Annotated in this window: 10 protein-coding genes; 8 read left to right on the top strand and 2 right to left on the bottom strand. The window is 68.6% G+C overall.

Annotation, left to right across the window (positions count from 1 at the left end; all coding sequences use genetic code 11):
- Positions 1–514: 514 nt before the first annotated feature.
- Positions 515–1,828, top strand: coding sequence for a hypothetical protein (locus OG584_RS30660; RefSeq protein ID WP_405782704.1), 1,314 nt, complete (start codon positions 515–517; stop codon positions 1,826–1,828).
- A 1,107-nt stretch (positions 1,829–2,935) separates the two neighbouring features.
- Here the strand turns inward: OG584_RS30660 and OG584_RS30655 are convergent.
- On the bottom strand, positions 2,936–4,504 hold the full coding sequence (locus OG584_RS30655) for a long-chain-fatty-acid--CoA ligase (protein ID WP_405782703.1): 1,569 nt from the start codon (positions 4,502–4,504) through the stop codon (positions 2,936–2,938).
- 205 nt (positions 4,505–4,709) lie between these two features.
- On the opposite strand from OG584_RS30655, the gene OG584_RS30650 reads away from it, so the two are divergent.
- The 7 genes from OG584_RS30650 (at position 4,710) to OG584_RS30620 (ending at position 13,192) form a co-directional block, all read left to right on the top strand.
- The gene (locus tag OG584_RS30650) at positions 4,710–5,741 is read left to right on the top strand and encodes an AraC family transcriptional regulator (RefSeq protein ID WP_405782701.1); all 1,032 of its coding nucleotides are present in this window, start codon (positions 4,710–4,712) and stop codon (positions 5,739–5,741) included.
- 345 nt (positions 5,742–6,086) lie between these two features.
- The gene (locus tag OG584_RS30645; RefSeq protein ID WP_405782699.1) at positions 6,087–7,145 is read left to right on the top strand and encodes a 3-keto-5-aminohexanoate cleavage protein; all 1,059 of its coding nucleotides are present in this window, start codon (positions 6,087–6,089) and stop codon (positions 7,143–7,145) included.
- A 92-nt stretch (positions 7,146–7,237) separates the two neighbouring features.
- Complete coding sequence (locus tag OG584_RS30640; protein WP_405782698.1) at positions 7,238–8,212, top strand: quinone oxidoreductase family protein; 975 nt, start codon at positions 7,238–7,240, stop codon at positions 8,210–8,212.
- 90 nt (positions 8,213–8,302) lie between these two features.
- Positions 8,303–9,217 (top strand): TauD/TfdA dioxygenase family protein, encoded by a 915-nt coding sequence (locus tag OG584_RS30635; RefSeq protein WP_405782697.1) that lies wholly within the window; start codon positions 8,303–8,305, stop codon positions 9,215–9,217.
- Between the two features lie 32 nt (positions 9,218–9,249).
- Positions 9,250–10,590: an MFS transporter gene (locus OG584_RS30630; protein WP_405782695.1), complete on the top strand. Its 1,341-nt coding sequence runs from the start codon at positions 9,250–9,252 to the stop codon at positions 10,588–10,590.
- Positions 10,587–11,165 carry an RBBP9/YdeN family alpha/beta hydrolase gene (locus tag OG584_RS30625; protein ID WP_405782694.1) on the top strand — a complete coding sequence of 193 codons (579 nt, stop codon included), beginning with the start codon at positions 10,587–10,589 and terminating at the stop codon, positions 11,163–11,165. The genes OG584_RS30630 and OG584_RS30625 overlap by 4 nt, the downstream gene beginning before the upstream one ends.
- A 44-nt stretch (positions 11,166–11,209) precedes the next feature.
- Positions 11,210–13,192 carry an acetoacetate--CoA ligase gene (locus tag OG584_RS30620; protein ID WP_405782692.1) on the top strand — a complete coding sequence of 661 codons (1,983 nt, stop codon included), beginning with the start codon at positions 11,210–11,212 and terminating at the stop codon, positions 13,190–13,192.
- Positions 13,193–13,786: 594 nt separating this feature from the next.
- Here the strand turns inward: OG584_RS30620 and OG584_RS30615 are convergent.
- A complete protein-coding gene (locus OG584_RS30615) occupies positions 13,787–15,724 on the bottom strand; it encodes a BTAD domain-containing putative transcriptional regulator (RefSeq protein WP_405782690.1) in 1,938 nt (645 codons plus the stop codon).
- Between the last annotated feature and the right edge of the window lie 136 nt (positions 15,725–15,860).

The raw sequence follows: 15,860 nt of genomic DNA, 5'->3' as shown, positions 1-15,860 counted from the left end.
CACCCGACAGCGACCGTGAGATTCCGACACGGAATCTGAGATCCCACACCGGGGTCCGCGCGGCAACGCAGAGACTGTAACCCTGGTGTTCGTTGGGGAAGACCAGGGCACTCCCGGTGCTGGATACCAGCATGATCGCACTTGCCAATCGGGGGCCGCTAAAAGGCAACGAGTTGTCTAGGTGTGCGAAGCGGCGCGTTGAGGACCGCCGAAGGATCCGTGACAGGCCCGCCCGCCCCGCCCATTCCACGGGTGAGCGGCCCCGGCCGCCGACACCGTACCCGACACTGGCCGAACTCACGGGCCCTCACCCGTAGATGTCATCTGAACGAAGCACTGTCCTTCAGACTGCCTGAATTCCCGTAACAGGAACGGGCATCGTGAGCGGGACAGCTCAGGTACACAACCGTGGGAGGGCCGCGTGCGCGGGGACCTGAACGAGCGGCAGCACGCCGTGCTCTCCTGGGTGAGTCAAGGGTGCCCCTCCGGGTTTTGGCCGGACAGTACGTACAAGGTGAGCGCTCAGGCTCTGCAATGCCGAGGACTGATCAAAGTCACCAAACGGCGTGGTTATTGGAACGCCGAGCTCACCGAAAAGGGACGACAGTATCTCGCCGCCGATACCGGTATCGGCCCACGGGACCACGACGCCGAAGCACCTGAGGCGCCGGAGGATCTGGCGACACGACACCCCCAAACCACGCCGAAGACCCGAACGAACTACACCGACCAGCTCCTCGAAGAACTGACAGCCAACAACAACCGCCTCGTCAAGGCAAACGAATCCGGCCCACACGCAGTGAACTGGGCATCGCGGATCAGCGCCGCACGCCAGTCCGGCAAGATCCCGCACTCACAGGAACTGCGCGGAAAGCAGACCTACAGCGGCTACGAAATCAAGCTCGTCGACATCCCCGCCTGGCGGCTCACCGAACTCACCCCCATCACCGTGCCCGCCAGGCTCACCAAACCCCATGCAGTGGTCGCAGCCCTCCAAAAACGCCCCCAGGGCATGGGGCTGACCAAATCCGTGCACAACCGAGCTCTACGCCTCATCCAAGCCCTTGTTACCGCCGCCGAATCAAAGGGCCACACGACCGCACTCGGCCCCACTCCAGACACTCCCCCGCCACGCCACCGCCGACAGGCACCACCGCATTTCACCATCACCGCGCAAGACGAATCCGTCCACATCCTCGTCCTACAGGAACACGACCACAGCAAACACATCCCCACCGACAAAGAACGCGCCGACGCCACAAAGCACACATGGATGCGCATCCCCCGCTTCGACTACACCCCCGCCAACAGACTGCGATTCATCCTCCGAGGCGGCACCCCACACCGCGGAACCGAATGGGCCGACCTCGACAGCCGGCCGCTGGAAGACCAACTCCCCGAAATCATCCAAGAAGTTAACCTCCGCGGCGAAGCCGCCGAACGCAACCGCCGAGCAGAGGTGCAAGCCGAGGAAGCGGCACTGCAGTACCAGGAAAACGCCCGGCGCAACGCCCACGCCGCGTACACCCACGCCTACCGCGTCAAGCGCCTCGAAGAACAGACAGCAACCTGGCACGAAGCCAAGCGTCTGTCCGAGTACGTCACAGCGGTACGCGAACGCGCCACACCCCTAACCCCCGGACACGAACGGACTGAGATCAAGGAGTGGCTCACATTCGCCGAAGCCCACCTTCAAGAGCTCATCGACACCGCCACGACGCCGACACTGCCCACGCCGCCAACACCCAGCAGCGCCGATCTCGCAACGCTCCTCGCCCAGAAGGCGTTTGCAAACCGCACTTCCCCTCATTCGCAAATGAGGCCATAACTGACAGAGGCGCACCAAGAAACGGCAAAGACGGGGCCGCAGGACTTCACGCCCGACACCTGCCATCTGCGAGGACACACGCCTGACGCCCCATCAGAACGTGCGTCAAACGTGCGTCACGAGGGCTCCGCGTGCGTCACCCATGCGTCAAGATATCGCCCGTAACGCACACAGCGCACATAATGCACACTCGCCAAAATGGCAGGTCAGCGGCCCTTTTCAGCAGGTTCAAGGATCGCGACACATTCGACGTGGTGGGTCATCGGAAAGACGTCGACTTCCGACGGCGGGTTCGAACTTGAGCCCTGCTCAGGCAGAGTCAGACTCACGCCTTGCGCTCATACGCTCGGCGCCAGCTTCTGCCCTGCCCTGCCCTGCCCTCACAGGCAGTCACTCAACGTGCCCTTGGAAGCACCTCCGGTGGCATGACGTCCCGCGCCACCAGGCCCGCCGCAACGGCACTTCCTGGGGAGAATCACCGAGCCAGGGACACGATGGACCGTCCGGCTTCCAACATGATCGAGGCGTGGGTGTGCCGCAGTAGGTGGAATCCGTCCTTCGAGGCCGCCGCCCACTGCCAGGCTTTCGCCCCCTCGGCACGCGGCGGGACAACTCCCGCCTTGGCCAAGGCAGGCTTCGAGGTATAGGTGTTCCATGTGTCCACCGCCACGGCGTTGCCCGAAGCGCGTGGTGAGCGGCAGGGAGAACTTCTTCCTCTCCCCCTCCGGCTTCCCCCACGACAGCTCCACCTCTACCGGCGGGAACGCTTCAACGCGAGGTCGTGGCAGTCACGCCGGACGCCCTGCACGCTCCAGGTCAACGCGCAAGGAAACAGTCGCTGTCCCCTTGCGCAGTGGGCCGACGACACCAACCGAGGAAGATGGCTGCGGCTCGGCACGCAAACGGACGGAAAGGCCTGTCCGGGCTGCTCCTGCCTCGTGCCCAACGGATGACGGCTGGGCCCTCGGTGCTCAGGCACCTCCGGGAGGGGATGAACCGGGAACCGAAGTGGCTGCTCGCCGTTCTGAACTCCCACATGCCTGCGGTTTCAAGCCATGCCGACTGATCGCGCCCAAGACTGACAACCACCCGAAGCAACTGCGGTGCCTATCGGCCACTGACGTCGGAGCTGGACTCCGCCCCCGCGGTCGTCGCCACCCACTCGCTGGACCCCCCGGAGGCCTCCAGGCGCTCGACCGTGATCTCGCGCTTGAGGATCTTGCCCGTGGCGCCCTTGGGGAGCCGATCGGTGAACGTGACGATCCTGGGGTACTTGTAGGCGGCCACCCGCGCACTGACGAAGTCACGGATCTGGTCCGCCGTGGCCCGGCTGCCGTCCCGCAGAGCGACGACGGCGGCCACCTCCTCACCGTGCAGGTCGTGGCGCACACCGACGACCGCCGCTTCGGCCACGGCAGGGTGCTCGTACAACACTTCCTCGATCTCCCGTGGGTAGACGTTGTACCCGCCGCGGATGATGAGGTCCTTCTTGCGATCGACAATGAAGTAGAAGCCCTCCTCGTCGACGCGTGCGAGGTCGCCGCTGTGGAACCACCCGTCGTGGAGTGCCTCGGCAGTCGCCTCGGGCCGGTTCCAGTACCCCGTCATGACGTTCTCGCCACGGATCGCGATCTCGCCGACCTCGCCGGGCATCACCGGAGCTCCGTTCGGCGACACGAGGGTCATCTCGACTCCGCGGACGGGCAGCCCGATCGACCCGGGCTTACGAGGCCGGCCCGGGTGGTTGAACGCGGCCACCGGGGAAGTCTCCGACAGCCCGTACCCCTCCAGCACGACGACGTCGAAGTCCCGCTCGAACGCGTGCAGGATCTCGACAGGGAGCGCCGAGCCTCCGGACACAGCCAGCCGCAGCCGGGAGGGGCTCGAGCCGTCGGAGATCCCGGTCCTGAGCAGGGCGGTGTACATGGTGGGCACGCCGAGGAAGACGGTGACCCGGTCCCGGTGAATGATCTCCAGCGCCTGGAGTGGATCGAACCGCGGCAGCAGGGTCAGGGCAGCCCCCGCCGCGATCGTGGCGTTGAGGGCGCAGGTCTGTCCGAACGCGTGAAACAGGGGAAGCCCGCCGAAGAGCACATCGTCCGGACCCACCATCAGCAGCGTCTCGACCGTGGTGACGGTGTTGCTGATCAGATTGCCGTGCGTGAGCTCCGCGCCCTTCGGTGCGCCGGTCGTGCCGGACGTGTAGAGGATCACCGCTGTGTCGCCCGTCGCCCGGCCGTCGGCCCCGGGCATCGGCGACACGGCCTGCAGCACGTCAGTGAACGCCCCCGAGCCCATGACCCGGCTTCCGACCCCAGTCTCCACGGCGGCCTGGACCGCCTCCTGCTCGGACATCGGGGACGTCAGTACCGTCCGCGCACCGGAGTCGCAGAGCAGGTACGCGATCTCCCGTGCCTTGAGCAGCGGATTCATCGGCACCACGACGGCTCCGGCGCGAAGGATGCCGTAGTAGGCGACCGGGAACGAGATGATGTTGGGCATGACCAGCGCGACCCGGTCGCCGGGCTGGACACCGTCGGCGCGGAGCAGCGTCGCCACTCGTGCGCTCGCGTCGTCCAGTTCCGCGTACGTCAGGACGGCATCGGACTCGCGTACGGCGACTCGGCCTCCGTGCTCCTGGGCGGCGTGCACCAGGAACGTGGCGAGGTTGGTCATGTCGTTGCCTCCTTGGGTCGGGACCGCCGGCGGTCTCCCCGCGTACCCGGTGCCGCATGCCCTGCTCGCGGCCGGACGCCAGGAAGTTCCGAGGTCACCTGCGGTGCAGCCTGCGGAGCGACAACGGTAGATCGCGCGGCATCCGGGCGCTTGACGTGGCGGGACGGGCTACTTACCTTTCGGGGACAGGTCGGTGAGGAGCGCGATGAGACCTCTGGTTCGCACTGCGGCACTCAACGGATATGTGGAGTTGAGTCGTTCGCTGGGCATGGACCCGCAGGTGCTGATGCAGCGCGTGGGCTTGGAAGCCGCCGCCCTCACCCTGCAGGACCGGTGGATCTCCGGTGCGGCTGTGGCCAGACTGCTGGCGATCTCGGCGGCCGAATCCGGCCGTGAGGACTTCGGCCTGCGGATGTCCGGGTTCCGGCGCCTTGGCAGTCTCGGCCCCATCAGCATCGCCCTCCGCGAGGAACCGGACGTCCGCAGCGTGCTGGAGCTGCTGCTGCACCATGAACACATGTACAACGAGGCACTCCATGCCCGGCTCTCCGAGCGGGACGGCCTGGTCACCCTCAACGTGGGGCTCGACTTCGGTGAGGCGTTGGACGTCCGGCAGGCCACCGAGCTGGCGGTGGGCGCGTTCCACCTGGTGCTGCGCATGTTCCTCGGACCGCAATGGCTACCGCTCTCCGTGGACTTCGCGCACGGCGCACCGGCGGATCGCAGTACGCATCAGCGGGTTTTCGGTCCTGCGGTTGAATTCGGCCGGGAGTGCAACGGAATCAACTTCCGCGCGAGCGATCTCGATTCGGCCAACACGATGTCCGACCCACTGCTCAGGACCTATGCCCGGCAGTACTTCGAGGCTGTCGCGGTCCCGAAGGGCACCGGCACGGTGGACCAGGTGCGCGAGCTGATCGAGATCCTGTTGCCGACCGGGCGGTGCTCGGTGGACCGGATCGCCCGCAGCCTGAACGTGGACCGGCGCAGCGTCCACAGGCGCCTCACGCGCTCGGGCGAGACGTTCTCGTCGCTCGTCAACTCGGTACGCCTCCAGCTGGCCGAGCAGTTCGTGGTGAACCCGCGCCGCTCCCTCACCGAGATCTCCGATCTGCTCGGCTTCTCCACGGCCAGTGCCTTCTCCCGCTGGTTCCGGGAGCAGTTCGGGTGCAGCCCCAGGGAGTGGCGCGGCCGGGCGACGACCGGATCCGACCTCACGAGGTCCGACTCCCGCTGACCGCACGCCCGTTCCCGGACTCTTCGTCGGGCTGCTACGGAATCCTCAGGCACCTGCCGCCGGGCTGCCCGGCCACTGACAGAGGGTGTTGTCCCCAAACGGCAAGTCTCCCGTCCCACAGGGTTAAGCAAGAGCGTCCACCGGCTCCTACCTTGGGTTCACCGCCACGTAGCCGCGTTCCACGAGGACGGTCCCGCGAGGACGCCGGTACTGCTTCCCAGCCGAGCCACCGATGCGCGGGCCGGGGTCGTCACGGCCTCGCACCCGTCCTCGCCACCGGGCTCGTGCGGTCCCGGCCCGCCGGACGCAGGGCGGGCCCCACCCAACCGACGAAGGAGACGGACCGTGCACTTCCACGACGACTCGCTCTACCCCGAGAACCAGGAACCGCTGGTCATCCAGGTGGCGCCCTACGGACCCGAGTGGCTGCCCGGTGACGCCGACGACCTCCCCCTCAGCATGGAGGAGCACGTCCAGGCCGCCGTCGACTGCTACAACGCCGGCGCCACTGTGCTGCACATCCATGTGCGCGAGCTCGACGGCCACGGCTCCAAGCGGATGTCCATGTTCAACGAGCTGATCGGCCGGCTGCGCGAGGCCGTGCCGGACATGGTCCTGCAGATCGGCGGATCGATCTCCTTCGCCCCTGAGGGCGAGGGGGACGAGGCGAAGTGGCTCAGCTACGACACCCGCCACCTGCTGGCCGATCTCGATCCCAAGCCCGACCAGGTGACGATCGCCATCAACACCAGCCAGATGAACATCGTCGAGATCATGACCGACGACGACCTTCAGGGAACGTCGATCGCGAACCCAGCGATGTACACGGCGTACCGCGACATGGTCGTTGAGGCCGGACCGGACTTCTACCTGGAGCACCTCAAGCGGCTGCAAGCGAAGGGCATCCAGCCGCACTTCCAACTCGCCACGCTGGCGCAGCTGGAGACCGTGGAGCGGTTGATCAGGGCCGGGATCCACACCGGTCCGCTGGTCCTCAACTACGTGGCGATCGGTGGCGGTTTCGCCGGCCGGCACCCTGCCGATCTGATCGAGTTCATCCGCCGTAGCCCGGACGGCGCCGTCCTCACCATCGAGAGTTCGATGCGCGCCGTGGCACCGATGAACACGGTCGGGATCGCGCTCGGCGCCCATGTGCGGGTCGGTAACGAGGACAACCTGTGGGGCCGCAAGGGCGAACGCATGACCTCTGTCGCACAGGTGGAGCAGATGGTCAGGATCTCGAAGAGCGTCGGCCGTTCCATCGCGACCGGGCTCGAAGCCAGGAAGATCTACCGGCTCGGCGAGTACTACACGGATGCCGACGAGACCCTCGCGCAGCTCGGCATGGTGCCGAACCGGCGCCCGGGGCAGCGTGGATTCATGCTGCGCGACCCCAAGGCCTGATCCTCTCCGCCCCATGCACTGGCGGCAGCCGCGGGAGTCCCCTGGGGGCTCCCGCGGGCGCCATCGCCCCCAAGACAGCACTGGAGTTCTCCGTGGCACACATCATCCGCTTCCACGAGACCGGCGGGCCCGAGGTACTGCGCTGGGAGGAGGTCACCGTCAAAGACCCCGGACCCGGCGAGGTGCGGATCCGCCACGAAGCGGTCGGGCTGAACTTCGCCGACACCTACTTCCGCACCGGGCTCTATCCGGCCCCGCTGCCCGCCGGGCTCGGCGTGGAGGCCGCGGGCGTGATCGAGGCGGTCGGCCAGGGCGTGACCGGCTTCACCGAGGGCGACCGGGTGACCTACACCGGCAGCCCGCTCGGGGCCTACAGCACCGAACGGGTCATGCCCACAGGTTCGCTGATCAAGCTGCCGGACGGGATCAGCTCCGAGACGGCCGCCGCGATGACCATGCGAGGCCTCACCTCCTCGTACCTGCTGCGCAGGATCCACCCGCTGAAGCCCGGCGACACCGTACTGCTGCACGCGGCGGCAGGCGGCGTGGGCCTCATCGTCTGCCAGTGGGCCAAGCTTCTGGGCCTCACCGTGATCGGCACGGTGTCCACCGAGGACAAAGCGGAGCTCGCTCGCGCCCACGGCTGCGACCACATCGTGTACTACCGGCGGGAGAACGTGGCCGAGCGGGTGCGCGAGCTGACCGGTGGCGCGGGCGTGCCCGTGGTGTTCGACAGCGTCGGAGCGACCACCTACGCCGGTTCGCTCGCCTCGTTGCGGCGGCGTGGCCTGCTGGTGTGCTTCGGCACTTCCTCCGGCCCCGTGCCGCCGATCGACGCTCCGCAGCTGGCGATGCACGGATCGGTCTTCGTGACCCGCCCGGCGCTGGCCGACTACATAGCCGATCCGGCGGAGCGCGCGGAACTGGCCGGTGAACTGTTCGGACATGTCGTCTCGGGGCGCATCAAGATCGAGATCAATCAGCGTTACTCCCTCAAGGACGCGCCCCAGGCGCACCGGGACTTGGAGAGCGGCCGGACGACGGGGTCCTCCGTCTTCGTCGTCTGACCACCGCCCAGGCACCGCTCAGCCCCAGCCGGGTGCCCTCAGCGCCGCCGAACACCACACCGATCACGAGCCTGCACAGGAGGTACCACCATGACCCAGACCAACACCCCGAGCCCGGCCGCCCCGGCTCTTGTCCGGCCGGAAGTCCGTCACTCGATCAAGGCCGAGCCACTGACCTGCACCATCGGGGCCGAGCTGTCCGGGGTGAGCCTCGCGGACGCCGCGCATGACGACGACCTGTTCGCGGAGCTCCGGGAACTGCTCCTGAAGTACAAGGTGCTGTTCCTGCGGGACCAGAACATCACCCGCGCCGAGCACGTCGCCCTCGGCACCCGGTTCGGCCCGCTGGAGGATCACCCGGTGGCCGGCAGCGACCCCGAGTATCCCGGGCTGGTCCGCATCTACAAGGACCTTGACAGTGCGCCCGACCACTACGAGAACGCCCTGCACACCGACGCGACATGGCGGGAGAACCCGCCGATGGGCGCCGTACTGCGCTGTGTTGAGTCACCGCCGGTGGGCGGGGACACCATCTGGATCAACATGGCCGAGGCGTACCGCAGGCTGCCTGAGCACATCAAGACGCAGATCCGGGGTCTGCGGGCCCGGCACAGCATCGAGGCGTCGTTCGGCGCGGTGATGCCCGAGGAGCGGCGCCACGCCCTGAAGGCCCAGTACCCGGACGCGGAGCACCCCGTGGTGCGGACCCACCCGGAGACGGGCGAGGAGATCCTCTTCGTCAACAGTTTCACCACGCATTTCACCAACTACCACACACCGCGGAACGTGCGCTTCGGCATCGACTACGCGCCGGGGGCGAGCAACCTGCTGACCTATCTGCTCAGCCAGGCATCGGTGCCCGAGTACCAGGTCCGCTGGCGCTGGCAGCCGAACAGCTTCGCCATCTGGGACAACCGCTCCACGCAGCACTACGCCGTCCAGGACTACTGGCCGGCCGTCCGCAAGATGGAGCGCACCGGAATCGTCGGAGACCGGCCCTTCTGAGACGCGGACCAGGATCGGAAGAGGTGGTACCGATGGGTCTTCCCGCCACTGCGGATCCGGCGCCCGGGACCGGTTCGCCCGCACCGGCCGTCTCCCGGCGCTACGCCTGGATCGTCTTCGCCCTGAGTTTCGGGCTGCTGCTGTCCGACTACATGTCGCGGCAGGTGCTCAATGCCGTCTTTCCGCTGTTGAAGGCAGACTGGGGCCTCACCGACGCGAAGCTGGGTTCGCTCAGCGGCATCGTGGCCCTGGCGGTCGGCGTCCTGACCTTCCCGATGTCCCTCCTGGCGGACCGCTGGGGCCGGGTACGCAGCCTGGTGCTCGCCGCGGTGGCGTGGAGCCTGGCCACCCTCGCCTGCGCGGTGGCGGCCGGCTACGGGCAGATGTTCCTCGGCCGGCTGTTCGTCGGTATCGGTGAGGCCGCGTACGGCAGCGTCGGTATCGCGCTCGTCGTCAGCGTCTTCCCGGCCCGCCTCCGGGCCACCCTCTCCGGGGCGTTCATGGGGGGAGGCTCGTTCGGCTCGGTGCTGGGCGTGGCAGTCAGCGGCGTGATCGCACAGCACTTCGGCTGGCGCTGGGCGTTCGGCATCATGGGGTTCTTCGGACTCGCCCTGGCCACCACCTTCGCCGTAGTGGTGACCGAGAAGCGGCTCGCCCCGCGGCGGGATGCCACCGGCGACCGCCGCGAGGAGCGTGCCCCGGCCCCGCTGCGGTTCCTCCTGCCGCAGCTCTTCTCCTCGGTCTCGGTGGTCAGCGCCTATGTCGGCAGCGGCCTCCAACTGTTCATACCCGGGGCGCTGCTGGCCTGGCTGCCCAGCTTCTTCAACCGCTATTACCACATGTCCACCGCCAAGGCGGGCGTTGCAGCAGGACTGTTCGCGCTGCTCATCGGGATCGGCATGGTCCTCGGCGGCGTCGTCGCCGACCGCATGGGCCGGACGCTCCACATCCGAAAGTGGGCCACGGCGATCGTCTGCAGCCTCCTGTCCCTCGTCCTGCTGTCGGCCGCCTTCGGCGCACCGACCGGCACGGCACAGATGCTCCTACTGGCGGGAGGGGCCCTGGTGTCGGGAGCGACCGCGGGCCCGGCCGCCGCGATGGTGGCCAACCTGACCCCCGGAGCCATCTCCGGTACGGCCTTCGGCACTCTCACGCTGGCCAACAGCCTGCTCGGGCTGGCCCCGGGATCCGCGGTGACCGGCATGGCCGCGGACCACCTCGGCCTGCTCGGTGCGCTGCGGCTGATGCCGCTGATCGCGGCGGTTGCCGCGCTGGCCTTCGTCGTCGGGCGCCGACACTACGACCGCGACATCATCCGACTGGCCGCACGGGCCACCCCCGCGGCCACCCGAACAAGGGCAGTGACCCCATGAACACCCACACCGAGGCCTCGATCGTGGTCGTACCAGGACTGCGCGACCACGTCCCCGAGCACTGGCAGACCATCCTGGCCGAACGGCTCACTGCCACCGGGCGTACGGTGCACACCGTCCCGCCCCTGACGGTGAATCAACTCGATCGCGCGGCACGGGTCGCAGCGTTGGAGTCGGTGGTCGCGGCAGTCTCCGGTCCGGTGGTGCTGGTCGCCCACAGTGCCGGCGTGATGACCACCGTGCACTGGGCACGGAGCAGCAGCCGTCCGGTAGTGGGCGCACTGCTGGCGACCCCTCCGGACTTCGACACACCACTACCGGAGGGTCACCCGACCCCCGATGTGCTCAGCAGCAACGGCTGGACGCCCACCCCGCGGACGGTGTTGCCGTTTCCCAGCGTCGTCGCGGCGAGCAGCGACGACTCGCTGGGCAGTGCGGTGCGCATCGCCCGGCTCGCCGAGTGCTGGGGCAGCCGTCTTGTCCGGCTCGGCAAGGTCGGGCATCTCAACCCGGCCTCTGGCTACGGACCGTGGCCGCAGGCCGAGGAACTCATACGGGAGATCGAACAGGGCTGAAGCCCGCAGCGGCCCCACTCCAACTACGTGTCAAGGAAACAGCGATGAATCATGCCACCGACGTGCTGTGGTCCCCGACCCAAGCCCAGGCAGAGGCCTCCAACGTCGCAGACTTCATGCGCTGGCTGGACAGAACCCGGGAACTGCGATTCGCCGACTACACGGCACTGTGGCGGTGGAGCACCACCGATGTTCTGGGGTTCTGGTCAGCGCTGTGGGACTACTACGGCCTGGACGCCTGTTCCCCGTACGACGAGGTACTCGCGGACGCTTCGATGCCGGGCGCCTCCTGGTTCCCGGGCGCACGTCTGAACTTCGCCGAGCGCTGTCTCGCCCATGCGTCCGATGAGCGCCCGGCCCTGATCAGCCTCGGCGAGGGCGGCGTACCGGTGGAGACCACCTGGACGCAGCTGGGCCGCGAAGTCGCGGCGCTGGCCGCCTCGTTGCGGCGGATGGGAGTGGAGCCCGGCGACACGATCGCCGGCTATCTCCCGAACACCCCGCACGCCGTGGTCGCGGTCCTGGCGGCCGCTGCGGTGGGCGCAGTGTGGACCGTGTGCTCACCTGACTTCGGTACACCCAGCGTGCTGGCGCGGCTGCGCCAGGCCCGCCCGACGGTCCTGCTCGCCGTGGACGGCTACCGCCACGGAGGCAAGGAGTACGACCGGCTCCCCGCAGTCGAGGAGATCGCGGCCGGGCTGCCCACACTGCGGCATCTGGTGACCGTCGGACACCTGCGGCCGTCCTCGGCCGAGGCCAGCTGGACGACCCGCGACGACGTGGCACAGCACACCTGGTCCGTCCTGCTCGAGCAGGACGCCCCCTTGGTCTTCGCCGACGTCCCCTTCAACCACCCGCTGTGGATCCTGTGGTCCTCAGGCACCACCGGACTGCCCAAGGGGATCGTGCAGAGCCACGGGGGCATCGTCGTCGAGCTGCTCAAGGCGCTCGGTCTGGGCGCCGACCTTCGCGCCCACGACCGCTATTTCTTCCACACCTCGACCAGCTGGATGGTCTGGAACCTCATGGTCGCGGGCCTGATGCACGGCTCGACGATCATCCTCTACGACGGCAGCCCCACCCAGCCCGACGTCAACGGAGTCTGGAGGGTCGCCGAGCAGACCCGCGCGAGTGTGGTCGGTGTGGGGGCGGCCTATCTGATCTCGGGTGAGAAAGCCGACGCACATCCGGCGGCCGAGCTCGGCCTGAGCGCGCTGCGCACCGTCCTCCAGACCGGCTCTTCGCTGCCCCCGAGTACCTGGCACTGGGCCCAGAACCGCCTCGGTCCCGGGGTCTGGCTGCAGTCGGTCTGCGGCGGCACCGACATCTGCTCGGTACTCGCAGGCGGCAGCGCCCTGCTTCCGGTACGGGCAGGCCGGATCCAATGCCCGGCCCTCGGCGTCGCCCTGGACGCCTGGGACCCCTCGGGTCGGCCGCTCGTCGGTGAGCAGGGCGAGCTTGTGGTGACCGCACCGCTGCCGTCGATGCCCCTGCACTTCGTTGACGACCCGGACGGCTCGCGCTACCGGGCTAGCTACTTCGACATGTACCCGGGCGTCTGGCGGCACGGCGACTGGGTCACGGTCGACCAGGACCTGACAGTAGTGGTGGCGGGGCGTTCGGACTCGACGCTCAACCGCATGGGCGTCCGGATGGGCTCGGCCGACATCTACGCCGTCGTGGAGCAGTTCCCCGAGGTGGCCGACAGCCTGGTGATCGGGGCGGAGATGCCGGATGGCCGGTACTTCATGCCGCTGTTCGTGGTCCTCGCGGACGGCGCGACTCTCGATGACGGGCTCGGTGCACTGATCGCCGGGGCAATTCGCGGTGAACTCTCCCCCCGCCATGTGCCGGACGTCATCACGGAGGTGCCGGCGTTGCCGCGCACACTCACGGGCAAGCGGCTGGAGGTTCCGGTCAAGCGGATCATCCAGGGTGCCGACATCGCCGAGGTGAGCAGCGCAGGTTCCATCACTCACCCCGAGATGCTGAGCTGGTTCGCCGCCTTCGCGGACTCATCCCAGTAGCTATTGCCCCACGTTGTTGTGCAGCTTTCCCTGTCCAGCGCGGGATTGTGACAGTCACCGATCTGCAGTCGGCCGGGGATGGGACTGCGCCGACCGGCTGAATCTGCCGACGAGGTTCGCCGGATCCCGGTGTGCGGGTACTGCTCTACTGGCCAGGGACGAACCGGGATTCGACACCTTGGTGTGTGCTGAGAGCGTCCCGCCGCCCCATTCGGAGGGCCGGACAGGCGGATTGCCAGGCCTGGGCTCTCAGGGTGGCGCCGCCTCGCCTGCGGGGCCGCTCCTCTCCGTGCCTGCATTCAGGAGCGTGCCGGCGCGTTGACCCCGTGGCTGCCGGGGACGCTCCGCTGCATGGCCACGTAATCTCTGTCCATTTTTCTTCGCCTCACGGGTCGTGGTGTCCGGCGTACGGCGGAGGCCCGGACCAATGCGTATGGCCGACTCCGCCCGATGCTTCCGCCGGACGGCATTCCGGTACGGAGGGTCACCGCGCACGACGTGAGTGACACAACTGTCTCAACTGTTCATTCATGAGAAGCGAACGCTTACGGGCAGTGGATCGCCACGGGCTCGGGGTTCGCGTATTGCAGTCGCTTACCCCGCCCCGGCGCATGCCTGCGCCTCAGCCAGGTAGCGCGCCACGGGGCCCAGGGTCAGCATTCCGCTAGCGGCGCCGGCATGTTCTGCACACGCATCACGCAGGGCAGCCGCGGCGTGCGCGGCGATTCCGCGCTCACCGAGGCGTACGGCAGCGCGGGCGGTCAGGCACCACAGCGCCTCCTGCATGTGGTCACGCGGTGGTTCGGGTGCCGCAGCGAGGGCGGTACGGGCCTGCTCGCCCCGGTCCTGGGCGAGCAGTACGAGGGGGCGCGCCCAGGGTCGGTACGGGCCCCAGTCGAGGTGCGGGTCCGTGGGCGCGGGCCGGTCGTGCAGCAGGCGCAGCCCCAGTAGGGCGAGCGGGAACAGGCCGCGGTGCAGCCCCGGCATTCCGGCCGTCCGGAGGGCATCCTCGGCAGCGCGGTAGTGCGCTGCGGCCGTGGCGGCGGCCGGTCCGCCGGGTTCGGCGCTGCGGGCGGCCGTGGCCCGTGCCCGGAACCACCCGGTGAGGACGGAGACGAGGGGCGCCTCGGTGGTGGCGGCGAGCTGTTCGGCTGCCTTGGCGTGCGAGGTCGCGGCGTCGAGGTCACCGAGGGCCGAGGCGGATTGCAGGCGGACGAGTCGACCGAGTACTGCGAAGTTCGGCAGCTCGTGCCGGGTGGACAAGTCGAGGATCTCGGCGCCGATCCGGTCCCGTACCGCCGCGAGCCCGGGGCTGCTGAAGGACTGCAGGTACACCCCGTTGAGGGCGAACGCCAACAGGGCGGGATCGGCCAGGTCCCGTGCCAGCGCTTCGGCCTGACGCGCCGCCTGCTGCGCGCGCTTCAGCTCGGTCCCGGACAGATCGGCGCTGCGGCTCTCAACGGCGACCGTGGCCAGGAGGCGGGCGCGCAGGTCGGCGGGGCCGTCTGGGCCGAGCCCGGTGAGCGTGCGCTCGGCAGCCGCGACGACGGCGCGGGACTGCTCGGGGTCGTCGGCCCGATTCCAGATGGCGGGCACGTCGTAGGCGCCGATGATCCGGGCGGTCAGGGAGAGGTCTCCCGTGCGTTCCGCCGCCTGGACGGCGGCGAGGCGGTCGCGCCGCGATCGGACGAGGGCGTCGCCGCCCGCCAGTGCGAGGGTGCGGGCCAGATCCACGGTGGTGCGCGGGCCGAGCCGGACACCAGGGCCGGTCCACGCGGTGCGTGCTCCTTCGAGGGGCGCGGACCCATTGAGAATGTCCGCCTCCAGGCGCTGAAGGTCGCCACCGGGGTCGAGCCCGAGTTGGTCAACGAGCATCGCGCGGGCACGGCGGAGGGTGGCAAGCGCATCGGCCTGGCGGCCCGCGCGGTACAGCGCGCGGGCAAGCAGCCCCCAGGCCGGCTCGCGCCACGGATGTTCGGTGACATGGGCACCCAGTTCGGCGACGAGATCCGCCCCTTCCCCGGAGTCAAGGAGGATGCGGGCGCGCAGTTCCACCCCCTCCAGCCTCAGCTCCTCCAGCCGGGTCCGCTCGCGCTGCGCCCATGCGGAGCCGGTCACATCGGCGTAGGCGGGTCCACGCCAGTCCGCGAGTACCGTGCCGAGGTCGGTCACCGCGGCGGGGTTGCGCCGGACTCGGGCCAGGGTGTCCTGGAACCGATGGACGTCCACGTCCTCGCGTGGCAGGCGCAGCGCGTAGCCGGGACCTTCGGTGACGAGTACGCGCGGCGAATTGCGGGGCGGCCGGTCGGGTTCAAGTGCTCGGCGCAGCGCGGCGACAAACGTACGCAAAGCACCAACGGCGCGGGCAGGCGGATCGCTCCACAGGTCATTGACAAGGCTGTCGGTGGTGACCATCCGTCCCTCGGCGACGACGAGCCGGGCGAGTACCTCACGATGGCGGGGTCCGCCCAGGTCAACCGGACTGCCGTCGTCGTGGAAGGCCTGCACCACACCGAGCACGTCGATTCGCATGCCCCCATCCTCCGTGCCAGGGTCCCATTGCTGATCCTCCGCACCCGTGATGTGGTCAGCGCAGCTGGAGACCGAGGAAGCCGTCAAGCGGAAGGTGCGACGCCCGGAGCTGGAAGCGGAATGGCGTGTCCGGCCG

Origin of the sequence: Streptomyces sp. NBC_00859 (assembly GCF_045161865.1) — a bacterium.
Taxonomy (GTDB): Bacteria; Actinomycetota; Actinomycetes; order Streptomycetales; family Streptomycetaceae; genus Streptomyces.
Note: the sequence above shows the minus strand (reverse complement) of the source record. Positions and strands in the feature narration are given on the sequence as shown.

What these genes read in the sequence shown, in the direction of transcription:
- OG584_RS30655 (WP_405782703.1), bottom strand. Translation starts at nt 4,504, where the DNA reads ATGACCAACCTCGCCACGTTCCTGGTGCACGCCGCCCAGGAGCACGGA.
- OG584_RS30620 (WP_405782692.1), top strand. Translation starts at nt 11,210, where the DNA reads ATGAATCATGCCACCGACGTGCTGTGGTCCCCGACCCAAGCCCAGGCA.
- OG584_RS30635 (WP_405782697.1), top strand. Translation starts at nt 8,303, where the DNA reads ATGACCCAGACCAACACCCCGAGCCCGGCCGCCCCGGCTCTTGTCCGG.
- OG584_RS30630 (WP_405782695.1), top strand. Translation starts at nt 9,250, where the DNA reads ATGGGTCTTCCCGCCACTGCGGATCCGGCGCCCGGGACCGGTTCGCCC.
- OG584_RS30615 (WP_405782690.1), bottom strand. Translation starts at nt 15,724, where the DNA reads ATGCGAATCGACGTGCTCGGTGTGGTGCAGGCCTTCCACGACGACGGC.
- OG584_RS30625 (WP_405782694.1), top strand. Translation starts at nt 10,587, where the DNA reads ATGAACACCCACACCGAGGCCTCGATCGTGGTCGTACCAGGACTGCGC.
- OG584_RS30650 (WP_405782701.1), top strand. Translation starts at nt 4,710, where the DNA reads ATGAGACCTCTGGTTCGCACTGCGGCACTCAACGGATATGTGGAGTTG.